The organism is Methylorubrum populi, assembly GCF_002355515.1.
Classification (GTDB): Bacteria; Pseudomonadota; Alphaproteobacteria; order Rhizobiales; family Beijerinckiaceae; genus Methylobacterium; species Methylobacterium populi_A.
Window position 1 is genome coordinate 3,627,032 of sequence record NZ_AP014809.1, and the last position, 21,936, is coordinate 3,648,967.

Here is a 21,936-nt window from a genome sequence, read left to right on the forward strand (position 1 = left end):
CGCCCGCCCGGTCAATGACTTGGCGGGTTTTTTGTTGCACGGAACGATCGATCACCTTCAGGCGAGCGATGCGTCGCTTCGACCCCGCTCCAGACCCTTCCTTCTCACGGCGTTCGCCGCCACGGTCGAGTCCGGCAGTGCCCGCTCCAGCAGGCCGTCTCCGAAGATCTCGCGGAAGCCGAGATGCGGCATGTGGGCGTAGCCGATGTGGCAGCGGCACTGCGCCAGCGGGCAGGGACGTGGTCTCAGGGCTGTGTCGAAGTCCGGATCGTAGAGGTTGCCGATCCGGGCCGGCACCACGTGGCAGCGGCGCACCTCGCCGTCGCCGTCGACGCTGACCACGCTCTCGCCCGTGGCGCAGGCGCGGCCCCGGCTGCGGATCCCGGTGCGGTTGAGGTCGAACAGCGGATCGACGGCGCGCAGGCGCTCCAAGTCGTCCGGCCGGTAATAGTTCTGCCCCTCGTCGCGGTAGGCGTTGACCCAGAGATAGATCTCGGGGCGCAGTCGCTGGCGGAGCGCGGCGAGCGCCGCGAGATGCTCCCGCTTGCCCACGAGGCCGACGCTGTAGCTGATGCCGCGGGCGTCGAGTTCGACACAACGCCCGAGGAAGCGGTCGAGCGACGTCTCGCCCGGATGGAAGGTGCACCAGAAGGCGATCCGCGTCGGGTCGCAGCCATCGAGCCAGCCCGTCGGCCAGGACAGGTTCGTCTGCGCGGCGACCCGGCGGATATGCGGCATCCGGCTCAACCTGGCCGTCGCCCTCCGGTAGGCCGGCCGAATCAGCGCCTCGCCCCAGGGCGTGAACAGGATGCCCAGCGTGCGCCGGGTCTGAGCGCCGGCCCAATCGACGAAGCGGGCGAGCTGCGCCGCGTCGCGCCGCAGGGTCTCGCGGCTGTCCCTCCGCTTGGCGAAGGGGCAGTAGGGGCAGGCGTAGTTGCAGCTCGCGAGGGGTCCCCGGTAGAGGATGTCGAGATGGGCGTCCCGCATGGTCAGCGCAGCGCGTAGGCGCGCATCCGCTCGCGCACGCCCGCCGCCTGGAGCCAGGGGCCGATGGCGTCGGAGCGCTCCAGGCCGGCCCCGGTGAGGGCGAGGCGATTCGCGTCGAGCGTGGCGAGGCCCGCCGCCGCGAGGTCGGCCAGCTCCGGCAGATCGTCGAAAAGCCGCGTGCCGAAGCGCCTCGCATAGGCTTGCACCGGCAGCCCAGCGGCCTGGAGCAGGTGCATCAGCACGAAGCGGCGGCGCTGGTCTTCCGCGTCGAGCCACGCGCCGTAATCGGCCCGGCCGTGCCGGTCCGCGCCGCGGGCGACGTAGTCCGCGACGATCTCGGCGACACCCGGCTGCCCCACCGCGTAGGCGGTCGCGTAGTGCAGGGCGGCGGTGTAGGAGCGCGCCCCGGCCCCGAGGCCGACCATGCCGTCGCGGGCGCAATCGTAGGCGGGGCCCCACACGGGTTCGGGGATCCGGCGGAACATCCGCATCGAGACCTGGGCGTAGCCGGCCTCCCGCAGCCGGTCGCGGGCCGCGCGGTAGATCGCGAGGCGGCGGGCGTCCCAGGCGCGGTCGTCCTCGACGGCCCCGCCGCGCCGGCCGAGCCCGGTCAGCGGACGGACGTAGAGGGGATAGAGGAAGATCTCCTCGGGCTTCCAGGCGAGGGCGGCCTCGACGGATTCGAGGAAGCTGGCGGGCGTCTGCCCGGTGCCGCCGTAGATCAGGTCGATGTTGAGCACGGGAATGCCCGCGTCGCGGATCGCGCCGAGCGCCGCCTCGACGCTGCCCCGGGGCTGAGGCCGGCCCATCGCCCGCGCCTCGTCGTCGCGAAACGACTCGACACCGATGCTGATCCGCTCGACGTCGTGCGCGCGCAGGACGGCGAGCCGCTCCGGCGTGGTGGTGCCGGGCGCGGTCTCGATCGAGGCCGGCACCCCGAGAGGCGTGGCGCCGAACGTGTCGCGCAGATCCGCGAACAGGCGGTCGAGGTCGGCGGGTTCGAGAAAGGTCGGGGTGCCCCCGCCGAGGGCCATGCGGGCGACCCGGAACCGGCCGAGGCTGTCGGCGACCGTCTCGGCCTGCAGCCGCAGGGCATCGAGATAGGGCCCGACGCGGCCCTCGCCCCGGGTCAGGGTGAACAGGTTGCAGAAGCCGCAGCGCATCGCGCAGAACGGCACGTGCACGTAGAGGAACAGGCCGTCCTTCGGCTCCTGCGCCCAGGCCTCGCGCAGGGGCACGGGGCGCAGCAGCGGGCGGTAGGCGGTCTTGTGCGGATAGGCGTACAGGTAGCCGCCATAGACCGGACCCGCGAGGAGCGCCGCCACCCTCCTCGTGGTGTTGGTCAGGACGGTGCTCGGAATGGTGCTCATGCCGCCTCCTGGATGAATTCGGCATAGGGCACATCCCAGACGGTCGGGTGCGCGAGGCGGTGGCCGCGAAAGCCGTCCTCGCCGAAGGCGGTGCCGTGATCCGCGCACAGGATGCAGAAGGCCGGCCCGCGCCGGCTCAGCGCCGCGAAGAGCGGCGGCAGCGCGCCGTCGGCATAGGCGAGGGCCGCCCCTTGCGTCTCCGCGCTCTCCCGCGTCGCGCCCGGCAGGTAGGCACGGGTCGGGTGATGGGTCGCCGAGACGTTCAGGAACAGGAACAGGCGCCGCTCGGGGTCGAGCGCCGCGATCCGCTCCACGGCGAAGCCGACCTGTGCCGTGGTCGAGTCCCGCGCCTGCACGCCGAAGCCGCCGTGCCAGTGGCTCTCGGCGAACAGGCCCGGCAGGACGCGGCCGAGCGGGGTGCGCTTGTTGAAGAAGCCGACGCCGCCGATGCACAGCGTGTGGTAGCCCTGCGCGGAAAGCCCCGAGACGATGTCGGGCGCATCGAACACGGCGGTGTCCGGCCCGGTCGTGCGGCTGCCCTCGAAGCGCAGCGCGAAGTGGCGCGGCCGGGGGCCCGGCTCGGCCGGCGTCGGCAGGAAGCCGGCGAAAATCGCCTGATGCGCGGCGTAGGTGAAGCTGCCCGGCGCGTGGCGGCGCTCCCAGGCGCCGCCCGGCAGCAGACGCGCGAGGTTCGGCGTCCGGCCCTCCGCCAGCGCGGTCGCGGCCACGTCGAAGCGCAGGGAATCGAGCGTCACGAGCAGGATGTCGTGGGAGCCCACGAGTTCGGCGGCCCGGATCACGCGGCGAGCCCCACGGGCCGGCGCGCGGCGAGCCATCCGGGCAGGCGCGCGACCTGCCACTCGTAGGGGCCGAGCCCCTCGTGGCGGACGCGGCGGATCAGGTCGCCGAAGGCGTTGGCCTCGAAGAAGACGTGGCGGCGCAGACTCACCGTCAGCGCCACGTCGAAAGCGACGTGGAAGGTCTGCGGGAAGGACGCGGCGAAACGGCGGCAATCCGCCCGCATGGCCTCCCAGACGGCAGGGGGCGCCAGGGCGCGAAGCGCCTCCGCATCGGCCCGCCGCCCGCCGAGGTCGAGATTGGTGATCGGGCCGCGCGCCCGGCGCAGCACGATGTGGGCGGGCTCGCCGTCGACCACGAGCACGCGCAGGTCGCAGGCGCCGCCATCGAGCGCCGCCTTCGGCACCCACTGCTCCACATGCGCGTCCTGCGCCAAGATCGCGTCGACGAGCGCCACGGCCGCCGGTCCGCGGTAACGCCGCATCCGGTGCGAATGGTGCAGCACGCCGGTCCCTGCGCCCGGCACGTGCTCGGCCGAGGTATCCGCCGCGATCCCGTCGCGGGCGACCGTGAGGGCCGCGATGCCGGCGGCGCCCGAGCCGAAGCGCGGCTTGACGAAGACGCGGGTGAGTCCGGCCGCGCGCATGGCCTCGACCAGCGCGTCGAAGGAGCCGGCCGGCGGCAGCGCGCGGGGCACCGGCAGGCCCTGCGCCGCCATGGCGGCGTGGCAGGCCCGCTTGTCGTAGAACAGGGCAACCGTGTCGGCCTCGTGGGTCAGGGCGACGCCCGGCGGCACGACCCGGCGGGCGAGCCGGAGGGCCGCCGTAAGCCCGCGCTGAACCGCGTGGCCGGGCCGCAATCGCGTCGCCTCGCGCATCGCCTCCCCCCCGTCCTCGGCATCCGTCTCACCGACGAGGCGCAGCAGGATTTGGCGGATGCGCGGGCCGCCGCCTGGCGAGTCGATGCGCAGCAGGCCGCGTCCCTCCGGGAACAGGGCACCGAGCCGATCCGGCGCCTCGACGAAGTCGGCGTAATCGAGCACCTGCGCGGGTGGCTGCCCGGCTCGAACCAGGGCGGCGCAGAAGCCTTGCACGCGCTCGTCGCCCGCGACACCGAGGATAACGCAGGGACCGATCGAGCCGGCGGGAAGCGGGAGGCCCGACGGGCCGGCGGCGCGGGTCATTCCGAGACGGCGACGTTTCGGTAGATCTCGCCGGCATATTCGTCCGGCTCCTGCTGCTCGGAGAGATCGACCGCCGGCCCGAGCGCGGCCAGCCGGGTCATCGTCGCCTCGGTGAGGAAATGATGGTGCAGGTCGAGCCGCGACAGCTTGGCCACCAGCGGCGAGGCGAGCAGCGCCTCCGCGCCGGCATCCGTCAGGTTGCCGAGCGAGAGGTCGAGGGTCGAGACGCGCTCCAGCACCGGGGCGACGGCGACCGCTGCGGCGAGGTCGTCGGCGTAGACGCAGTCGCGCAAGCCCAGGGTGTTGAGCTTCGGGAAAAGCCGGCCGGCGAACAGGTCGGCGAAGTCCTCGGGCCCGCTGTCGCCGCCATACTCGTCGGTGCCGAGCCAAAGTTCGAGATGGCGCAGCTCCGACGCCCCGGCGGCCAGCGCCTCCTGCACCACCCGGCGCGGCAGGCCGCCGGATTCGATGATGAGCGTCGTCAGGCGCGGGGCCTCGAACCGGCCGAGCGTGAGATCGGTGGCCCCGCGCACCTGCATGTGCTCGAGGTTCGGGAATGCCGGCCAGAGCGCCGAGAGGTCGCTCTGGTTGATCCAGGAGATCTCGTTCTCCTCCGAGATGATGTCGCCGAGGAAAAGCGCGCGCAGGTTGGGGAAGCGCTCGGCATAGGCGACCAGTGCCTCGACGACCGCCTGCGAGCTTTCCGAGGAATCGTCGCCCTGCCAATACCCGATCACGAGGGCGTCGGTCGCCTCGGCACCGGCCAGCGCCGCGTAGTTGCCGAGCATTACCGGGACGCTGTCCTCGGAATCGTACTCGATGCGGAAGCGCGGCACCGCGCGCTCGAAATCCCAGGCCTCCATCCCGCTCTGGAAATCCTCGACCGGCTTCCCGAAGAAGGTCGTCAGGTTCTCGTAGGGCATCGTTTCCCGGCTCCTCGTTCGGGTGGGCCGTGTCTGCGGACGGTATCGGCGGGCGGTGTCGGGACCGGCTCAGGTCTCGATCAGCGGGTCGTATTCGGCCGGGTCGTCGAAGCCGGCCGTCCAGGCCACGGCCTGATGGCAGGTCCTCATGGCCGGCGGCACGCGCAGGAAGTAGCGCCGACCGGTCGAAGGACAGCCGACCGAGACGCAGACGAGCGGTTCGTCGCCGTTGAGTTCGACGCGGAGCAGGCGGCGCTCGCCGCCGGGGTCACGGTCCCTGTCGAGCTCCTCGGCCTCGGCCGCTTCCATGAAGGTCTCGAAGCCGAAGCGCTCCAGCATCACCCGCCGCCGCTCGGCGTTGCGCTCGGCCAGGATCTCGGCGACGCCGAGCTCGTGCGGCCGGAAGGCGATCCGCGCATCCACCGGCACGCCGCGCCAGCGCAGCCCGACCCCGGACAGGTGCGGCGGCAGCGCCGTGAGGCCGGAGCCGGCGATATCGATCCAGGAGGTGACGCGGAATCCCTCCGGCACGCTGTCGATCCGGCCGCAGCCGGCGATGTCGAGCTGGGCGACCGAGCCTTGCTCCGGCAGAGACCCGATCAGGGCGCAGTCGCGGATGTTGAGCCGCCCGCCGCGCAGGACGAGATCCCCGGGCAGCGCCTCAAGTGCTGAACAGCCTTCGAGGTCGAGGAAGGCCGGCGAAAGGCCGCGCGGCAAGCTCTCCAGGGCGAGGCAGTCGCGCAGATCGACGATGCCGGCGCGCAGGTCCGCCGGCAGGATCCTCAACCGGTGGCAGGCGCGGGCGGAGAGGCGATAAATGATCTGATTGCCGTCGTCGATGCGCGCGATGGCCGAGCCATCGAGCACCAGTTCCCGGCAGCGGATGCCCTGACCGAGCGTTTCCAACCGGCTCGCGGGCGCCAGGATCCGGTGACAGACCAGACCGTCCGGCAGGGCGCGGGCGGCCTCGTTGCGCGACATATCGAGCTGGTCGAGGGGGCCGACCTCGTCAGGGGCGAGAACGTCCTGCGGGCGAAGGACGCGCCGGGCGGTCTTGCCTGTTGCGGTGTTGGCTCTCATCGGCGGCCGCTTCTCCGACGCTCAGTCCTGCACGGTGACGATGCGCTGCGGCGTGTACTCGCGCTGCCGCCAGACCTGATAGACGCCGCGGTCGAGGGTGATCGTGCCGTGCTCGTCGTGGACGACGCGGGCCTGATCCGCCCGCACGTCGAGGTAGAAGCAGCCGTCGCCGGCGAACAGGGCGGCGGGATCGACGACGCGGTGGCTATGGCCGGTCAGTTCGCCGTGAGCGAGCACGGTGTGCGGCAGCGGCCGTGAGACAGCCTCCCGCGGGATCGACCGAATCGCGCGGATGAAAATGTCCCCCTGACGCCACATTCGCGTCTCCACCTATCGTGTGAGAGCAACGGCCAGATCACGGCGCAATCGCCGCTCTTTATCCGGCTATGATCGTGATGCGTGCCCGAAATAAGCCGCGACTCGAAAGAGATGCAACAGGGCAATACTCCGACATCGCAAGGCTAGCCCGGAGATTGACTGATGGTCAACCGGCTTACCCGACCCATGATGCCTTTCCGTACTCGATCCGCATCCGGACGCTGTCGCTGGCAGCGCCGGGGCGGTCCCGCCCGCCGTCAGGACAGCATTCGGTTGACCTACCGGCAGAACAGGGTAGAAATCCTAGCGATTCGCGTATTCCTTGTGTTGCGCACAATTTTAATTGTTCAAGTGCCTCATACCGAGGTCGGCGCAAGGCTGCGCCTAAGCAAGCAAGAGCGCGCCCGAAGAATGTGCGCTCAAACGTAGACTTTGGAACCGTTCCGATTACGGCAGGATCGAAGCGGTTCGAAACGGCGGCAGCGGCGAAGGCGTCGTGTCGTCGGCCGGCCTTCGTCCAGCGTCCGGCCCTCCATCTCACGGGCCTTTCCGCCCATTCACGCTTCAGGAGGCTGACCATCCCCGAGGCAACGATCGCGCACGCGCCTTCGCGTCCATCGCCGTCGCGTCCGCGCGCCCTGGCGAGCCTCGTCGCGGCCACCGTGCTGCTGCCGCTCGTTCTCCTGCTGCTCGGCCTGTGGGAGGTGCGGCGCGGCGGCGACGACCGGGCCGAGTTCGACGCCGAACGGCAGCGGCTATCCGCGCTCGTGACGGAGATGGAGGCGCGGGCGCCGCGGGACGGCCGCTTCGATCCCCGCCTCCAATTCCGCTACGAGGGGCGGAACTACGCCGGGCCGCTCGCCCTGGACAAGGCGCGCGAGGCCCGCGACGAGGCCGCGTTCCTCGCTGAGGTGATGGCGTGGCGCCAATTGCTGCCGCCGGTCGTCGTCGCGGGCGCCGCCGTGGCGGCAGGACTCTCCCTGCTCGTGCTGCTCGCCGGCGCCGTCCTGGGACGGGTCGGACGCGCGTCGCGCGATGCCTTGGTGCGGGGCTTCTCCCTGATGCGCCGGTGTCTGCCCGCGGCGCTCTCGCTCCAGATCCTGGCGGCCACGGCGAGCTTCACCGCCGCCGTCTCCTTCGAGGCGGCGGCGCTCTTCCAGGGCGGCTTCGACGGTGGTGCGCTGAAGCTTCTCGCGATCGCGGTCGTCGCGGTCGGCGCCGTGATCGTCGTCGCCGGCTCAACTGTGTTCGGCCTGCGCCGGGCGCTCGGCGCCTTCGAGCCCGATCCGCTGCCGATCATCGGCCGGACGGTGACCCCGGAACAGGCGCCCGGCCTGTGGCGCCTCGTCGAGGGCCTCGCGGCGCGGCTCGGCGCCCTGAAGCCCGAGGCGGTGGTGGTCGGGCTTTCCGAAGGCTTCTTCGTCAGCGCCGGGCCGGCCGTGCTGGAGCCCGGCGGCGCACGCATCGGCGGTCGGATCCTCTACCTGCCGCTGCCCTATCTCGCCCTGATGCGCGGCGACGAGGTGGCGGCGATCATCGGCCACGAACTCGCCCACTATGCCGGCGGCGACACCACCTACAGCCAGCGCTTCCTGCCGATCTATGCCGGCGTCGAGCGCTCCCTCGACGCGGTGGCCGAGGGCCACCGGGGGTCGCTCGGCCTGCTCGGACCGTCGCTGCGCCTCGGCGTCTTCGTGATGGAGCGCTTCCACCTTGCCGTGCGCCACTGGAGCCGGGCGCGTGAATTCGCGGCCGATGCGGTGGGGGCGGGCGCGACCTCGGTGGACGCCTCGGCGAGGGCGCTGCTGCGCACGGGCGCGGTGGGGCCGCGCGTCGCCGAAACCCTCCAGGCCGCAGCCGAAGCGCCGGATGCCGCGCCGCCCGACCTCGTGGCCGCGGCGCTCGACCACGCGATCCGGAACGGCCTCGACGACCCGGCGGCGCATTGGCAGGAGGAGCAGGCCCACCCGACCGATACCCATCCGCCGACCCGCGAGCGCGTCGCCGCCCTCGGGCGCAGCATCGATGCGGATCTCATGGCTGCGGCCGGCGCCGTGCCCCCGCCCCATGCACTCGGGCAGCTCGCGGCCTACTTCGCCGACCCGGCCGAGCTCAGCCGGGCGGCGACCGACGACTTTCTCGATGCCGTCCGGGCGCAGGACGCGGCCTACCGCGCTCATCTCGAGGCGACGGCGGCGGAGATCGGCACCGAGGAGCGGGTGCTGCGCGCGAACAATCGTTCCCGCGGGATCGCGCTCGCCGTAGGCGGCGGCCTCTTCGCCGTCATCGCCACCGCGATCGCGGTCTTCGGCGTGCCGGGCATCTCGCCGAAAGATAACGGCGTCGTGCTGGCGGTGGCGCTCGGCCTCGGCGCGCTCCTGGGCGCGGCCGGGGCTCTCATCCTGAGACGGGGCGAGCCCGTCATGCTGGTTCTCAGCCCGGAGGGATTGAAGGCGCCGGGTCTCGACCGGACGATCCCGTGGGATTCCGTCGCCGACCTCGACATGACGTTCAGCCAGTCCGGCGTCGCCACGCGCCTGCTGCTGCCGCCCGAGGCGGACTGGCCGCAGCGCCTGCCGGGCCGCCACGGCGCCAAGCTCGACGCGAAGCGCCGCATCGTCACGCTCGCGACCGGCCTGCCGCGCGGGATGAAGCCGCAGGATTTCGTCGACCTGATCGGCCGCTACCAGAACGCGGCCCTGGCCCGACGCCTCCTCGACGAGGCCGGCACCCGGACCTCCTCCTCCGAACCCCAGCCAGCCTGAGGCCGCATGACCGCATCACCCGAGCGCGCCGAACCCTTGCGTCTGCCGCCGCAGCGTCACGGCTGGATGGCCACCTTCTGGGTGCTGTTCGGTGTGGTGGCGCTCGGTGCCCTGCTGGCCGCCTGCGCGGTCTACACGGCGCCGGCCCTGATCTCGGACTGGCAGGTCCGCGAGGCGGCCGAGCCGGTAGCGGATGCCCGGATCAGCGACGGCAAGTGCAGTTCGAAGATCGCGATCCACATCTGCGACCTGACGCTGACCCTGCGACGGCCCACCGGCACCGTGACGCGCCGGGTGAATTACGTGTTTGCCGGCCTGCATGTCGGCGATTTCAGCGCGGGGCCGATGGCCGATCCGGCGCGCCCGGACCTCGTCACGACCGATCTCGGTCTCGACCGGCTGTGGAACCGCACGATCACTCTTGTGGTCATCATGGCCGCCCTGGCGGCGGCCATCCTCGGAGCGCTCGTCTCGGTGGTGCGCAATCGGCGGGCCGCCGATGCGGCCGGGTGAAGCGCCGTGAGGTGTCCTCCCGGCTTCTCCGGATCAGCCGTCCGTGGATTCCGCCGCATCGAGTGCCTTCCGCACCGACGGATCGGAGCCGTAGCGCTTGCGCAGCCGCGTCTCGTCCGCCTCGACGTCGTCGCAGCGCAGCGTCTTGACGGCCGCCGCGATCTGCCGGCCGCGCGCGGCATCGTAGGGCTCCTCTCCCGACCAGTGAGCGCAGCCCTTCCGCCGGTCGAGATAGGACAGGACGTCGGCGGGCAGGCTCTTGCGGGCCTCGGGTGAGCGTGCCGGCTCGGCCCGTGCGACGGAGGCGTGCTGGCCGAGGATCAGCGCGGAGAGAAGCGCGGCGGAGGTCCCTGAACGCGTCATCGTCACACTCGCTCACATCGAAGGTTGCGGCTCCGCTTAGCAGAGTTTCGAGACGGGACGCAGAGACACGACACCTCTTCCCGGCCGCTCCTTCCCGCCCGCTCCGCCCCACCCGTCGCGAACCCTGCCGACACCGCGACTTTCCTCACGTCCTTCACCCCCGGGCCCGCGATGCGGGCCGCGCCTCAAGGAGAAACCGCCGCATGATCTCACGCCGCCACGTGCTCGCCGCCGCCGCGATCCTGCTCTGCACCGCTTCGGTCTCCGCGGTCAGGGCCGAGCCGGCCCTCGGGCTCGCCGAGCGTCGCGCCATCGCGGCCTATCGCGAGAGCCGCTACCCGGCGCAGGAGAAGGCGATCCAGGAGGCCGCGGGCTTTCCCGTGCCGGTCGAGGTGGCGTGGGACCAGATCACCCTTCCCGGCGACGCGAAGTACTATTCGGACGAGGGCTATTTCGAGAAGACGATCTTCGAGCCGATCGCCGCCGGACTGAAGGAGGTCGGCAAGGACAAGATGGGCCGCGAGGCACTCCAGGCGAAGCTCAAATCGATCCGCATCCGCTTCGACGAGAAAACCGCACCGGCCTCGAACTATCCGAACGGCCTGAAGTTCGAGGCCGGCGTGCTCGACGTGAACTGGCGGCCCTTCGCCAACGTCGCCGACTTCAAGGACCGGGTGGAGGCGGTGGTGCAGGTCCTGGAGAAGAATCTGTGATCCTGCCGGCCCGGGCTCTGCGCCGCGGCACCGCATCCGGCCTTGCCGTGCTCGCCCTGTGCGGCGCGGCGGTCGCCGCGCCGGCTCTTCGCTCGGGTGCCTACGGCAGCCTGACCCTGGCGGTCGACGGCGAGGCCGTGTCCGGCGTCTTCGTCGAGGGGCGCGGCGGAGCCGACGGAGTGCCGTCCTTCCATTGCATCTTCCTGCTGCGGGGCCGCCTCGCGGGCGGGCGCGCCGAGATCGAGACATGGTTTCCCGGCGAGCCGGAGCGCATCCGCGGCAGCCTCGCGGTCACGCCGGAGGGTGCTGCCCTGACGCTCGCCGAGGATCATGGCGGCTGTCCGATGACGACGGGCAGCATGGTCGGCAAGCCCTACGCGCTCATCCGGGAGGCGGGCGAGGAGGCGGGCGAGCCGGTGCAGGCTTGGCGCGGCGTCGCCCTGGTGACGGCGAAGCGGACGGTCTTCCGGCCCGCGCCGGGCCCGGCTCCAAAGCGCGGCCCCTATCTCGTCGAACACGATCCGGTGGTGATCTTGGAACGCAGGGACGGCTGGGTGCAGGCGCTCTACCGGGGCGGTGCGAAGCCGTTGGCGGGCTGGCTGCCCGAGGCCGACCTCGCCGCGGCCACCGCCCCCTGAGGCGCGGAACCGGCGACTTCTCCGGGCCGAGGCCCGCTTCACGAACGAGATGCATCATGCCCCGCTTTCCCCTTCACGGCCTCACCCTGCTCGCGCTCGCGGGCGTCTCCGCCCCGACGGCGTGGGCACAATCGCCGCCGGCCGGCCCACCGCGCCTTCCGACGACCTGGGAGGCACTCGACCAGTCGATGAGCGCGCTCCTGAACGGGGGGCACCGTATCGTCTCGGCCACCGGTCCGAGCTTCACCCTGGAGCGGCAGGGCAGATACGTGGTCTGCGAGGTTCGCCCTCCGGGCGGCCTGCGCGGCAATGCGGAAGCCACCTCGACCTGCCACCGTGTGAATTGAGCGCCGCCGTGGACAAGCGGCTGCGGCAACGCTTCGACGACCTGTGGCGCCGGACGACCGGAAGAGCCGGCGCGGAGGCGGCGTGGCGGGCGCTCGATGCCGGCTATGGCGAGGCCGGACGCCACTATCATGGCTGGCACCACGTCGCGGACCTGCTGGAGGGCCACGACGCCGCGCGGCTCCTGCCGGATTTCACCGCACTCGATCACGACGCGATCGACCTCGCGATCGTCTTCCACGATGCGGTCTATGATCCGTCCCGCGCCGATAACGAGGCCCGCAGCGCCGACCTGCTGCGCGTCCATGCCGGGCCGGCCGCGAGGTTGGGTCCGATCCGGGCGGCGGAGGCGATGATCCGGGCCACGGCCGCGCATGCGTCGAGTGCCGATCCGGCCACGCGGCTGATGCTGGACCTCGACCTCGCGGTTCTGGGCGCTCCGCGCCCGGCCTACGAGGCCTATGCCGCGGCGATCCGGCGCGAATACGCGTCGGTTCCTGAACCGGCGTGGCGTCGCGGCCGGGCAGGCGTGCTCGATCGCTTTCTCGCCCGGCCGCGCCTCTACCAGACCGACCCCATCCGCGATCGCCTCGAGGCACCGGCCCGCGCCAACCTCGCCGCCGAGCTGAACGGCCTTCGAGATGATCGCCCGGGACGGGGCGCGCAACCCGGTCCATAAGGCGATCCGCGCCCGCCAACGCGATCGATTGCCGAGCGCCAAGCCGCCTTCCGGCGCGAGCCGCACGAGATCCCGATGACCGTTTCCCCGTCCCCGACGCTGCACGCCCTTCGCCGCGGCGACTTGGCCGGCACCAGCGAACTGCGCCTCGGCGGAGAGCTGACCGAATTCCCGCCCGAGATCTTCGGGCTCGCCGAGACCCTGGAGGTGCTCGATCTCAGCGGATGCGGCCTCACCCGCCTCCCGGATGAGCTCGGACGTCTCAAGCGCCTGCGCGTCCTGTTCTGCTCGGGCAATCGCTTCGAGCGGCTGCCGCCCGCGCTCGGGGATTGCCCGGCCCTGAGCCAAGTCGGTTTCCGCGCCACCGGCTTGCGCGAGGTTCCGGCCGAGGCGCTGCCACCGTCCCTGCGCTGGCTCACGCTGACCGATAACCGGATCGAGGATCTGCCCGACGCCCTCGGCCGGCGGCCGCAGCTGCAGAAGCTGATGCTGGCCGGGAACCGGCTGCGCACCCTGCCGTCCTCGCTCGAAGACGCGCAGAACCTCGAATTGCTGCGTCTTTCCGCCAACTGGTTCGAGACGATGCCGGCCTGGCTCGGGACGCTGCCGCGCCTCGCATGGATCGCCTGGGCCGGCAATGCGCTCGATGGCGAGGCGGCGCCGGCCCCCGTTCCGCGCGTGCCCTGGGACGCCCTCGATCTCGGCCCGTGCCTCGGCGAAGGCGCCTCGGGGCGGATCTTCCGGGCGTCGTGGCGGAGAGCCGGGGAGACGCAACAGGTGGCGGTCAAGCTGTTCAAGGGGCGGATGACCAGCGACGGCCTGCCCGAGCGCGAGATGGAGGCCTGCCTCGCCGCCGGCCGACACCCCCACCTCACCGGCGCCCTCGGCCGGATCGAGGGGCACCCGGACGGTGCGCAGGGTTTGCTGATGCCGCTGATCCCGGACGGATGGCGGGTCCTGGCCGGACCGCCGAGCCTGAAGAGCTGCAGCCGCGACGTCTACGCGCCGGACCTCGCCTTGGCGCCGCAGGTGGCGCTGCGGATCGCCGCCGGCGTCGCCCGGGCGGCCGCCCATCTCCACGACCGGGATGTACTTCACGGCGACCTCTACGCGCACAACACCCTCTGGGACGGCCACGCCGGCGAGGCGGTGCTGAGCGATTTCGGGGCCGCCTCCCTGCTGCCGCGCGGCGAGGCCGGCGCGCCCTGGCAGCGCGTCGAGGCCCGCGCCTGGGGCGTCCTGCTCGGCGAGCTGCTTGACCGCTGCGCCGAGGAGCCTCCGGGGATCGCCGCGCTGCGGGCGCTGGAACGGGCCTGCGACCAAACCGACGTGCGGGCGCGCCCCTCGATGGCGGAGGTCGTGGGGATCCTTACCCCGCTTCTGTCGCCGGAACGTCACGCTCCTGCATGATCCATGACCCGTGCAGCCGCGTTGTGTCTGTTCCGGACATTGCGGCAAGATGCATGCCCGCATCGGCCACAACCCCTATGAGGAGCAGGACGAAACCGCATGAGCGACCCGCGCGAGATCGAGCTGAAGCTGGAATGCGAGCCTTCCGACCTCGCCGCCCTGCAGGATCATCCGCTTCTGAGGGAGGCGGCGGTGCAGGAGGAGGCGGAACTCGCTTCCGTCTACTTCGACACGTCCGACCGGCAGTTGCTCGCGGCCAAGCTCGGCCTGCGGGTGCGCGAGAGCGCCGGCCGCTTCGTCCAGACCCTGAAGGCGGAGGGTGACGGGCTGTTCGACCGGCCGGAATGGGAGCAGCCGGTGGAGCGCTCCGAACCCGACCGGGCCGCCCTCGCCGACACGCCCTTCGCGCGTCAAGTCGAGGCCGACGCGGCGCTCGAGCCGCTCTTCATCACCCGGGTGACCCGGCGGACCTACCTCGTCGAGCAGGGCGAATCGCGCATCGAGGTCGCTCTCGACATCGGGCGGATCGAGGCGCCGGCCGCGGGCGACCGCATCCTGCCGATCTGCGAGGTCGAACTCGAACTCAAGGACGGGACGGCGAGCGATCTGTTCGCCCTCGCCCAGGCGATCGCGAACCTCGTGCCGGTCCGCCTCGGCGTGCGCAGCAAGGCCGAGCGCGGCTACGCCCTGGCCACGGGCAAGCTCGACCGCGTGCGCAAGGCCGAGCCGGTGCCGCTTCGCGAGGACATGAGCGCCGCGGACGCCTTCCGCGCCGTGGCCCATGCCTGCCTGCGCCAGATGCGCATCAACGAGGACATCTTGCTCAAGGGCCGCGACGCCGATGCCCTGCACCAGATGCGCGTTGCGATCCGGCGCCTGCGCTCGGCCTTCTCCCTGTTCGGCGATCTCGTGGACGATCCGCTCGGCGTGCGCATCCGCACCGAGTTGAAGGAGGTCACCGAGCCCCTCGGCCGGGCGCGCAACCTCGACGTCTTCCTCGCCACCATCCTGCCGGCCGAGCGCAAACGGCACCCCGACGAGACCGGCCTGCTCGGCCTCGAACGCCAGCTCGAGGACGAGCGCTCCAAGGCCTATCGCGACATCGCCGCGCTCCTCGGCTCGGACGCGTGGCGGATGCTGCTGCTCGACCTCGTCGGCTGGATCAATGCAGGCCCCTGGCTGCGGGACGAGAGCCCCGGCCGCACCTCGCTGCGCGAGGAGCCGGCCCGCGTCTTCGCCGCCCGCGAGCTCGACCGGCGGCGGCGGCAGGTGAAGCGGCGCGGGCGCCATCTCGACGAGCTCGAACCGGAGGAGCGTCACCGGGTCCGCATCGCCGCCAAGAAGCTGCGCTACGGCGCCGAGTTCTTCGCCGCGCTCTTTCCCGGCAAGAAGGCCGCCAAGCGCCACACCGCTTTCGGCAAGGCGCTGTCCGACCTCCAGGACCATCTCGGCGCGCTCAACGACATCGCCACCGGCGACGAGCTGATGCGGGACCTGACGGTGGAGCCGGTCGGCGCCTCGACGCTGTTCGCCGCCGGCATGACCGCGGCCGACATCGAGTCGCGCACCCGGACGCTGCTCGAGGCCGCGGCCGAGGCGCATGAGGAGCTGGTCGACACCAAGCCGTTCTGGCGCTGAGACGGTTCGAGCCGCGAGCCGGGCGCTTTCGCAGGGCGGGAGCGCCCCCAGCCCGGCTCCCGTGTCAATGGATGAAAAGGCGTTCCGGGTCCGCTTGTTGCGGCCGTGGCCTGCGCGATACCCGATTGCACGCAATCGACCGCTGCCGTAACGCGGCGCGGTTGAAGGCGCGGGAACGTTTCCGCGACCAAAGTTTTTCGCGGTAATGCGTTTCGAGGTCGAGCGGAAATTCCTCGTGGCCGATGAGGGCTGGCGGGCAGGGGTCACCTCGCGTCGCCGCCTCACGGACGGTCTGATCGGACAGTTCGCGACAGGCAACAAGGTGCGGGTACGGCTCGACGAGGATCGGGCCTGGCTGACGGTCAAGGGGGAGCGCGTCGGTCTCGGGAGACCGGAATTCGAGTACGAGATCCCGCGCGCCGACGCGGAATCGATGATGGGCCTCGTCTGCGATACCTGCTTCATCGAGAAGACGCGGCACTGCGTGCCGCATGCCGGGCTGATCTGGGAAGTCGATGTCTACGCCGGAACCCTGACCGGCATGATCCTGGCCGAGGTGGAGCTCGAGCACGAAGGCCAAGCGTTCGAGCCCCCGCCCTGGCTCGGCCGCGAGGTAACTGGGGATCCACGTTTCCGCCAATCGGCGCTGCTGCGCCGCTTCGGCGCGGCGGGGCGCGTCGTCACCCTTGAGGAGGTGCTGGCCGGGCCGCTGTGAGGCGCCGGCTCAGCGCGGGGCCGGCAGCGCCACGGCCTCGGCCACGCGGCGCAGCTTGTCCGGGTTGCGGGTGACGTAGATGCCCGCGATCCGCCCGTCGCGGATCTCCAGCGCCGTCACCTGCAGCACGCCGCCGCGCTCCAGGCTGACGAAGCCCGGCAGGCCGTCCACTCGCACGGCCCGGACGAAGCGGGCGGGCGATGCGGCCTGCTTGCGGGCGAGCCCGGAAAAGAGCCGCAGGACGCGCTCGATCCCGAGGATCGGGTTGAGGAAGGCGATGACCTTGCCGCCCCCGTCCGCCCGCATCGCCACGGTCTGCGAGAGCAGGCCTTGCAGGGCGGCGACGTCGCCGCTGCGGGAGGCGTCGAAGAAGGCCCGCGCGATCCGCTCTCCCTCCTCGGGCGGCAAGGGATAGCGCGGGCGCTCGGCCCGCACGTGCTCCCGCGCCCGCACGGCAAGCTGGCGCACCGCCGGGGCCGCCCGACCCAGGGTCGCCGCGACCTCGTCGAGCGGCACGCCGAACACGTCGTGCAGGAGGAAGGCAGCCCGCTCCAGCGGCGAGAGCCGCTCCAGCGCCATCATCAGCGTGAGGGTGAGGTCGTCGCCGTCGATCGCCTCCTCCGGTTCAAGGTAGGGCTCGGGCAGCCACGTTCCGACATAGACCTCCCGGCGGGCGCGGGCGGACTTCATCGCGTCGAGGCAGAGCCGGGTGACGATGCGCGACAGGAAGGCCCCCGGCACCGCGACCGCGGCGCGGTCCGCCGCCTGCCAGCGCAGCCACGCGCTCTGCACCACATCCTCCGCCTCGGCGAGCGAGCCGAGCATCCGGTAGGCGAGGCGGGTCAGCCGGGGCCGCTCCGCCTCGAACGGATCGGCGGCTTCAGGCGGCATCGCGGGACGGGTCGGGACGGTGGACGCCGCGCAGGCCGACCTGGAGCCGGTTCCACAGGTTGATGGCACCGATCATGAGCGTGAGCTGCACCTGCTCCGCCTCGGAGAAGGCCGCCCGCAGGTCGGCGTAGAGCGCATCGGGCGCGCCCGCCTCGGACAGGCGGGTCAGCGCCTCGGTCCAGGCCAGGGCCGCGCGCTCGCGCGGGCTGTAGAGGCCCGCCTCGCGCCACGCATTGAGCAGGACGATCCGCATCTCGCTCTCACCGTGCCGACGGGCCTCGGTGGTGTGCAGGCCGATGCAGTAGGCGCAGCCGTTGATCTGCGAGGCGCGCAGCTTCACGAGGTCGATCAGGCCCCGCTCCAGATCGCCGCTCCGCAGGCTCGTCTCCACCGCCAGCATCGCCTTGATGGCCTCCGGCGCGTGATCGTAGGGGTTTTCGACACGCGGTGTCATGGACTTCTTCCTTCTCGTTGCGAACGGTGGTGTTCAGCGGATCGGCGTGGTCAGGCGGGTCTCGTCGCTGTCGAGGACGAAGACGGCGAGCAGGCGGGCCGGCTCGGTGGCGCTCGCATTGGCGCTCACGCCGTGGCGGTCGCCCGGCATCTCGGCGAAGCTCTCGCCGGCGCGGTAGACCCGCTCGGGCCCGTCGTTGACTTGGCTGCGGACCGCCCCTTCCAGCACCGTCGCGTAGATGAAGGCGCTGTTCGGGTGGCGGTGGGCGGGCGAGGCGCCGCCCGGCCCGTAGGTGACGAGCACGGCGCGCAGGCTCTTGCCCGGCACGTTCGGCAGAGCGCGGTCGAAGACAAGCGCCGTCGTGGCATCGCCGCCCGCCGCCGCCGCTCCGTCCTTCGTCTCGTGCGCGGCGGCGGCGCCCGTCAGCAGCACCGCGATTGCGGCAGCGCGCAGACATTCTCCTATCATCGTCAGCCTCCATCGATGCGGCGACGAGGGGCCATCAGCCTGCCCCTCCCATCGCCTCGCACCCATGACGAGGCCCGATCCCGCGCCGTGACATGACGCGCGAATTTTTTCGGATGCGGGACACGGCTTCGTCGTCGCGCCGCCGCGCGCTATGAAGGGCGGAGACGGGTTTCGAAGAAGGAGCGGGGGCGGTGGGGCAGGCGGCGCGTCCGGGCTTTGGCCGCCCCTTCCGCCTGCGCCGGCCCGCCCGGCCGACCCTGCGTCAGCTCCGCCTCGGCAGCGGCCTCGTGCTGTTCGCCTACGTGCTCACGCACCTGCTGGTCCACGCGCTCGGCAACGTCTCCCTCGACGCGCTGGAGACCGGGCTCACGGTGAAGGTCGCGCTCTGGCGCACGCCGCCGGCCCTGCTTCTGCTCTACGGCGCGCTTCTCCTCCACCTCCTCCTCGGGCTCCACGCCTTCTACGAGCGGCGCTTCTACCGAGTGCGGCCGGCCGAGACCGCGCAGCTCCTGCTCGGCCTCGCGGTGCCGCTGCTCCTCCTCAGCCACGTGGTCGGCACCCGTCTCGCCTGGAGCCTGGAGGGACTGGATCGCGGTTACGCGCAGGTCCTCTACGCCACCTGGGTCGCCGCACCGAGGCAGGGGATGATGCAGGCCGCCGGCCTCGTCGTGGCGTGGCTGCACGGCTGCTTCGGCCTCTATTTCTGGCTCCGGCTCAAGCGCGGCTATCCTCGCGCCGCGCCCTGGCTGCTCGCGGGCGCGGTGCTGGTGCCGGTGCTGGCCCTTCTCGGCATCGTCCAGGGCGGACGCAGCGTGGCGTTGCTCGCCGCCGATCCCGCTTGGCGGGCGCAGGAGTTGGGCGCGAACCATTTCGGCGGGCCGGCGCAGAGCGAGCGGCTGGGCGCGGTCCGTCGCGGGTTGTTCTCGGCTTATCTGGCGGCGCTCGGCCTCGTGGTGCTGGCCCGCGGCGCCCGCACCTTCGCCGAGACGCGGGGCGGCTTCGTGCGCATCGGCTATCCCGACGGGCGCACCGTCCGCGTGCCGCGGGGCAGCAGCGTCCTGGAGGCGAGCCGGCGCGGCCGCATCCCGCATGCGAGCGTGTGCGGCGGGCGCGGGCGCTGCTCGACCTGCCGGATCCGCGTGGTCGATCCGGAGAGCAGCCGCCACCTGCCGGAGCCGGAACGGGCGGAGCGCCTCGTCCTCGAACGCATCGGCGCGAGCCCCGGCATCCGGCTCGCCTGCCAGCTCCGGCCGACGGCCGACCTCACCGTGGCGCCGCTGTTCACGCCGCAGGCCCGCGCCCCCTCCATTCCCGACACGGAGCGCGCCGCCACCGGCGAGGAGCGGTTCGTCGTCGTGCTGTTCGCCGACCTGCGCGGCTCGACCCGATTCGCCGAGGAGCACCTGCCCTACGACACCGTCTTCGTCATCGGCCGCTTCCTCGGCGCGGTCGGCCGGGCGGTGCGCGAGGCTGGCGGAACGGTGAACCAGCATCTCGGCGACGGGCTGATGGCGATCTTCGGCCTCGACCGCGATCCGAAACACGCCGCCCGCGACGCCTTGAAGGCGATCGACGGCATCGCGGCCCAGGTGGAGCAGCTCAACCGCATGCTCGCCGCCGATCTCGGCGAGCGCCTGCGCTACGGCGTCGGCCTGCATGCGGGCCTCGCCATCGTCGGCGAACTCGGCGACGAGACCGAATCCCGCTTCACCGTGCTCGGCGATACCGTCAACGTCGCCGCGCGGCTCGAGGGCCTGACCGGGCCGATGCGGCAGGTCGCGATCGTTTCGGAAGCCGTCTACGAGGCCGCCGGTCTTCCCCCCGGCGCGCTTCAGGAGCTGACCCTGACCGGACGCGCCCGGCCGCTGCGGGCGCGCCTGATCGGGGCCGACGGTCCGGCCGCGCTTCAGGACGGCTGATCGATCCGATCAGCGTCCCGGCGCGGTGCCGGTCGAGCCGGTGGCGTCGGCGGGCGGCTTGATGGCCCAGAGTTCCGTCGGCAGGCTGATCGGTGCGCCGGGCTTGTAATCGGCCGAATCCTGGATGTGCGAGGTGGTGACGTAGATCGTCCCGTCCGGCCCCTCGCCGAAGGTGTCCGGCCAGCGCAGGGCCGGATCCTGCACCAGGATCGTCAGGCCGTCCGCATTGCCCGCCTTGTCCGAGAGGTCGCGCACCTTCACCGCATCGTCCTGGGGCGAGGTCACGTACATCCGCCCGTCGCGGCGGGCGATCAGCAGGCCGTCGGCGACGCCGTTCTCGCCGACCTTGGTCACTTTGCCCGAAAGACTCTTGTCGGTGAGCGTGTCGGGCACCACCGAGGCGGCGGCCCAGCCGGTGAGCGCGTCGGTCGGCAGGCTGTAGAGCGTCTTGCCCTTGATCGCCTGCCAGTAGAGCGTCTTGCCGTCGTTCGACAGCGCGATGCCGTCGGCGGCAAACGCCACGCCGCGTCCGTCGGGCCGGCGCAGGGGCTGGCCTTCGTAGCGCACGGTCACCGACTTGTCGGGCATGGTCGACGGGTCGCCCGAGAGGATGCGCTTGGCCGAGTCGCTGTCGATATCGACGACGATCAGCGCCCCCTCGGCCCCGGAATCGGTGAGATAGGCGGTCTTGCCGTCCGGCGCGATCCGCACGTCGTTGAGGTAGGAGGCCTGGAGCACCGTGCCGGTGTCGAAGGGGATGGTCTTGATGACCTTGTTGGTCTTCAGGTCGATCCCGACGAGCTTCGGCCCGTCCTTGATCACGTGGGCCATGGCGGGGGCGGCGGCGTCCACCACCCAGAGCCGGTCCTGCCCGTCGGCGACCACGCTCTGCACGCAGACGAAATGATCCTTCGGCGAGAGTTCGTCGGCGCGCGCATTGCGCCACGCGTTCCACTGATCGTCCGGATAGGGGACCGGCTTGCCGTCCTTCAACTCGGCCACCGAGACCGGCGCATCCTCGCTCCAGCGCGGGAAGTTGACGAAGATGCGCCCGTCGCGGGCGACGGTGACACCGGTGACCTGATGCTCGAAGCCCGCGACCTTGGTGAGCGCGGCCTTCCCCTCCTGCGCCCGGACGGGGAGGGGGCCTGTCATCGTGCCGGCGAGCAGCGCCACGGCGAGGGCGGTCAGGAATCGGGTCATGTCGGGCAACCTCGAACGAGGGATCGAGCGCATTTGCCCGACGGAACCCCGGCGCGACCGGCCAGGGTCCCTCACGATGCGGTCATCACGGTCTCACCGCTCAGCAGTCGCGGGAGCGAGACCTGGCAAGACGCGCGAAAGTTTGGGCCGATGCCCGCCACACAACTTCTCATCGCACGCTTTCGACCGACCGGACACAGAAGAACATCGAGAGCCGAACTTCGCTGGAACGGTTCAGGTTTGCTCGCCGTTACTGGCGCAGATTGATCCGACTCGGAGGATTTTCATGCGCAAATCCCTTCTCGCGGCCGCCGCCGTCCTGACGCTCGCCGGTGCTTCGGGCGCCTCCGCCCAGACCACCGTGATCGAGCGCGACGCGCCGGACCGGGTCGTGGTGGACCGCCCCGCCACCACCTCCTCGACCACTGTCGAGCGGCGCGAGCACTCGGACGGCTGCTCCAGCAAGACCGTCACGAAGGAAAACGACATGGGCGACCGCAAGACGGTGACCAAGGAAGCCTGCGATTGATCCTTTCCGGCTTCTGGTCTTGAAAAAGAAGAAC

General features: G+C 71.7%; 23 protein-coding genes. 11 read left to right on the forward strand and 12 right to left on the reverse strand.

Annotation, left to right across the window (positions count from 1 at the left end; genetic code table 11):
• Positions 1 to 57: 57 nt before the first annotated feature.
• The 7 genes from MPPM_RS16720 to MPPM_RS28955 form a co-directional block, all read right to left on the reverse strand.
• Entirely contained in the window at positions 58 to 987 is a 930-nt protein-coding gene (locus MPPM_RS16720) for an STM4011 family radical SAM protein (RefSeq protein WP_173807922.1), read from the reverse strand.
• A 2-nt stretch (positions 988 to 989) separates the two neighbouring features.
• The gene (locus tag MPPM_RS16725) at positions 990 to 2,357 is read right to left on the reverse strand and encodes an STM4012 family radical SAM protein (RefSeq protein WP_096486021.1); all 1,368 of its coding nucleotides are present in this window, start codon (positions 2,355 to 2,357) and stop codon (positions 990 to 992) included.
• Positions 2,354 to 3,157: an STM4013/SEN3800 family hydrolase gene (locus MPPM_RS16730; protein ID WP_210200286.1), complete on the reverse strand. Its 804-nt coding sequence runs from the start codon at positions 3,155 to 3,157 to the stop codon at positions 2,354 to 2,356. Before MPPM_RS16730 ends, MPPM_RS16725 begins: the two co-directional genes overlap by 4 nt.
• Positions 3,154 to 4,338: an STM4014 family protein gene (locus MPPM_RS16735; protein ID WP_096486023.1), complete on the reverse strand. Its 1,185-nt coding sequence runs from the start codon at positions 4,336 to 4,338 to the stop codon at positions 3,154 to 3,156. Before MPPM_RS16735 ends, MPPM_RS16730 begins: the two co-directional genes overlap by 4 nt.
• A complete protein-coding gene (locus MPPM_RS16740; protein WP_096486024.1) occupies positions 4,335 to 5,261 on the reverse strand; it encodes an STM4015 family protein in 927 nt (308 codons plus the stop codon). The genes MPPM_RS16735 and MPPM_RS16740 overlap by 4 nt, the downstream gene beginning before the upstream one ends.
• A gap of 69 nt (positions 5,262 to 5,330) precedes the next feature.
• Entirely contained in the window at positions 5,331 to 6,341 is a 1,011-nt protein-coding gene (locus MPPM_RS16745; RefSeq protein WP_096486025.1) for a DUF6745 domain-containing protein, read from the reverse strand.
• A gap of 21 nt (positions 6,342 to 6,362) precedes the next feature.
• Positions 6,363 to 6,659, reverse strand: a complete 297-nt coding sequence (locus MPPM_RS28955) for a DUF8820 family protein (protein ID WP_096486026.1) — start codon at positions 6,657 to 6,659, stop codon at positions 6,363 to 6,365.
• Positions 6,660 to 7,321: 662 nt separating this feature from the next.
• Here MPPM_RS28955 and MPPM_RS16755 point away from each other — a divergent pair.
• Together MPPM_RS16755 and MPPM_RS16760 are read left to right on the forward strand one after the other, a co-directional pair.
• Entirely contained in the window at positions 7,322 to 9,424 is a 2,103-nt protein-coding gene (locus MPPM_RS16755; protein ID WP_096486027.1) for a M48 family metallopeptidase, read from the forward strand.
• Between the two features lie 6 nt (positions 9,425 to 9,430).
• Positions 9,431 to 9,937 carry a hypothetical protein gene (locus tag MPPM_RS16760; protein ID WP_096486028.1) on the forward strand — a complete coding sequence of 169 codons (507 nt, stop codon included), beginning with the start codon at positions 9,431 to 9,433 and terminating at the stop codon, positions 9,935 to 9,937.
• Positions 9,938 to 9,970: 33 nt separating this feature from the next.
• Here the strand turns inward: MPPM_RS16760 and MPPM_RS16765 are convergent, their stop codons facing one another.
• Positions 9,971 to 10,300: a hypothetical protein gene (locus MPPM_RS16765; RefSeq protein ID WP_096486029.1), complete on the reverse strand. Its 330-nt coding sequence runs from the start codon at positions 10,298 to 10,300 to the stop codon at positions 9,971 to 9,973.
• Positions 10,301 to 10,503: 203 nt separating this feature from the next.
• Between MPPM_RS16765 and MPPM_RS16770 the strand changes: the two genes are divergently transcribed.
• The 7 genes from MPPM_RS16770 (at position 10,504) to MPPM_RS16800 (ending at position 16,438) form a co-directional block, all read left to right on the forward strand.
• Positions 10,504 to 11,013, forward strand: coding sequence for a hypothetical protein (locus MPPM_RS16770; protein ID WP_096486030.1), 510 nt, complete (start codon positions 10,504 to 10,506; stop codon positions 11,011 to 11,013).
• Positions 11,010 to 11,651: a hypothetical protein gene (locus tag MPPM_RS16775; protein WP_096486031.1), complete on the forward strand. Its 642-nt coding sequence runs from the start codon at positions 11,010 to 11,012 to the stop codon at positions 11,649 to 11,651. Before MPPM_RS16770 ends, MPPM_RS16775 begins: the two co-directional genes overlap by 4 nt.
• 56 nt (positions 11,652 to 11,707) lie before the next feature.
• Complete coding sequence (locus MPPM_RS16780) at positions 11,708 to 11,998, forward strand: hypothetical protein (protein WP_096486032.1); 291 nt, start codon at positions 11,708 to 11,710, stop codon at positions 11,996 to 11,998.
• Positions 11,999 to 12,006: 8 nt separating this feature from the next.
• On the forward strand, positions 12,007 to 12,675 hold the full coding sequence (locus MPPM_RS16785) for an HD domain-containing protein (protein WP_096487889.1): 669 nt from the start codon (positions 12,007 to 12,009) through the stop codon (positions 12,673 to 12,675).
• A gap of 75 nt (positions 12,676 to 12,750) precedes the next feature.
• The gene (locus tag MPPM_RS16790; protein ID WP_096486033.1) at positions 12,751 to 14,085 is read left to right on the forward strand and encodes a leucine-rich repeat-containing protein kinase family protein; all 1,335 of its coding nucleotides are present in this window, start codon (positions 12,751 to 12,753) and stop codon (positions 14,083 to 14,085) included.
• Positions 14,086 to 14,184: 99 nt separating this feature from the next.
• Positions 14,185 to 15,723: a CYTH and CHAD domain-containing protein gene (locus MPPM_RS16795; protein WP_096486034.1), complete on the forward strand. Its 1,539-nt coding sequence runs from the start codon at positions 14,185 to 14,187 to the stop codon at positions 15,721 to 15,723.
• Positions 15,724 to 15,928: 205 nt separating this feature from the next.
• On the forward strand, positions 15,929 to 16,438 hold the full coding sequence (locus tag MPPM_RS16800) for a CYTH domain-containing protein (protein WP_096486035.1): 510 nt from the start codon (positions 15,929 to 15,931) through the stop codon (positions 16,436 to 16,438).
• A 9-nt stretch (positions 16,439 to 16,447) separates the two neighbouring features.
• Here the strand turns inward: MPPM_RS16800 and MPPM_RS16805 are convergent, their stop codons facing one another.
• Genes MPPM_RS16805 through MPPM_RS16815 form a run of 3 tightly spaced genes read right to left on the reverse strand, consistent with a single transcriptional unit; the run spans position 16,448 to position 18,251 of the window.
• Positions 16,448 to 17,329: a sigma-70 family RNA polymerase sigma factor gene (locus MPPM_RS16805; protein ID WP_096486036.1), complete on the reverse strand. Its 882-nt coding sequence runs from the start codon at positions 17,327 to 17,329 to the stop codon at positions 16,448 to 16,450.
• The gene (locus MPPM_RS16810; protein WP_096486037.1) at positions 17,319 to 17,783 is read right to left on the reverse strand and encodes a carboxymuconolactone decarboxylase family protein; all 465 of its coding nucleotides are present in this window, start codon (positions 17,781 to 17,783) and stop codon (positions 17,319 to 17,321) included. The genes MPPM_RS16805 and MPPM_RS16810 overlap by 11 nt, the downstream gene beginning before the upstream one ends.
• A 33-nt stretch (positions 17,784 to 17,816) precedes the next feature.
• Entirely contained in the window at positions 17,817 to 18,251 is a 435-nt protein-coding gene (locus MPPM_RS16815; protein ID WP_096486038.1) for a cupin domain-containing protein, read from the reverse strand.
• A 191-nt stretch (positions 18,252 to 18,442) separates the two neighbouring features.
• Between MPPM_RS16815 and MPPM_RS16820 the strand changes: the two genes are divergently transcribed.
• Positions 18,443 to 20,170: an adenylate/guanylate cyclase domain-containing protein gene (locus tag MPPM_RS16820; RefSeq protein ID WP_096486039.1), complete on the forward strand. Its 1,728-nt coding sequence runs from the start codon at positions 18,443 to 18,445 to the stop codon at positions 20,168 to 20,170.
• A gap of 9 nt (positions 20,171 to 20,179) precedes the next feature.
• Here MPPM_RS16820 and MPPM_RS16825 read toward each other — a convergent pair whose 3' ends face one another.
• Positions 20,180 to 21,373 (reverse strand): L-dopachrome tautomerase-related protein, encoded by a 1,194-nt coding sequence (locus MPPM_RS16825; protein WP_096486040.1) that lies wholly within the window; start codon positions 21,371 to 21,373, stop codon positions 20,180 to 20,182.
• Positions 21,374 to 21,659: 286 nt separating this feature from the next.
• On the opposite strand from MPPM_RS16825, the gene MPPM_RS16830 reads away from it, so the two are divergent.
• Positions 21,660 to 21,902, forward strand: coding sequence for a hypothetical protein (locus MPPM_RS16830; RefSeq protein WP_096486041.1), 243 nt, complete (start codon positions 21,660 to 21,662; stop codon positions 21,900 to 21,902).
• The last annotated feature ends 34 nt before the right edge of the window (positions 21,903 to 21,936 follow it).

Bases quoted from the DNA above. Each gene is read 5' to 3' on its own strand.
- MPPM_RS28955 (WP_096486026.1), bottom strand. From the start codon at position 6,659: ATGTGGCGTCAGGGGGACATTTTCATCCGCGCGATTCGGTCGATCCCG.
- MPPM_RS16720 (WP_173807922.1), bottom strand. From the start codon at position 987: ATGCGGGACGCCCATCTCGACATCCTCTACCGGGGACCCCTCGCGAGC.
- MPPM_RS16830 (WP_096486041.1), top strand. From the start codon at position 21,660: ATGCGCAAATCCCTTCTCGCGGCCGCCGCCGTCCTGACGCTCGCCGGT.
- MPPM_RS16825 (WP_096486040.1), bottom strand. From the start codon at position 21,373: ATGACCCGATTCCTGACCGCCCTCGCCGTGGCGCTGCTCGCCGGCACG.
- MPPM_RS16800 (WP_096486035.1), top strand. From the start codon at position 15,929: ATGCGTTTCGAGGTCGAGCGGAAATTCCTCGTGGCCGATGAGGGCTGG.
- MPPM_RS16740 (WP_096486024.1), bottom strand. From the start codon at position 5,261: ATGCCCTACGAGAACCTGACGACCTTCTTCGGGAAGCCGGTCGAGGAT.
- MPPM_RS16745 (WP_096486025.1), bottom strand. From the start codon at position 6,341: ATGAGAGCCAACACCGCAACAGGCAAGACCGCCCGGCGCGTCCTTCGC.
- MPPM_RS16805 (WP_096486036.1), bottom strand. From the start codon at position 17,329: ATGCCGCCTGAAGCCGCCGATCCGTTCGAGGCGGAGCGGCCCCGGCTG.
- MPPM_RS16795 (WP_096486034.1), top strand. From the start codon at position 14,185: ATGAGCGACCCGCGCGAGATCGAGCTGAAGCTGGAATGCGAGCCTTCC.
- MPPM_RS16815 (WP_096486038.1), bottom strand. From the start codon at position 18,251: ATGATAGGAGAATGTCTGCGCGCTGCCGCAATCGCGGTGCTGCTGACG.
- MPPM_RS16735 (WP_096486023.1), bottom strand. From the start codon at position 4,338: ATGACCCGCGCCGCCGGCCCGTCGGGCCTCCCGCTTCCCGCCGGCTCG.
- MPPM_RS16780 (WP_096486032.1), top strand. From the start codon at position 11,708: ATGCCCCGCTTTCCCCTTCACGGCCTCACCCTGCTCGCGCTCGCGGGC.
- MPPM_RS16810 (WP_096486037.1), bottom strand. From the start codon at position 17,783: ATGACACCGCGTGTCGAAAACCCCTACGATCACGCGCCGGAGGCCATC.
- MPPM_RS16790 (WP_096486033.1), top strand. From the start codon at position 12,751: ATGACCGTTTCCCCGTCCCCGACGCTGCACGCCCTTCGCCGCGGCGAC.
- MPPM_RS16765 (WP_096486029.1), bottom strand. From the start codon at position 10,300: ATGACGCGTTCAGGGACCTCCGCCGCGCTTCTCTCCGCGCTGATCCTC.
- MPPM_RS16725 (WP_096486021.1), bottom strand. From the start codon at position 2,357: ATGAGCACCATTCCGAGCACCGTCCTGACCAACACCACGAGGAGGGTG.
- MPPM_RS16760 (WP_096486028.1), top strand. From the start codon at position 9,431: ATGACCGCATCACCCGAGCGCGCCGAACCCTTGCGTCTGCCGCCGCAG.
- MPPM_RS16770 (WP_096486030.1), top strand. From the start codon at position 10,504: ATGATCTCACGCCGCCACGTGCTCGCCGCCGCCGCGATCCTGCTCTGC.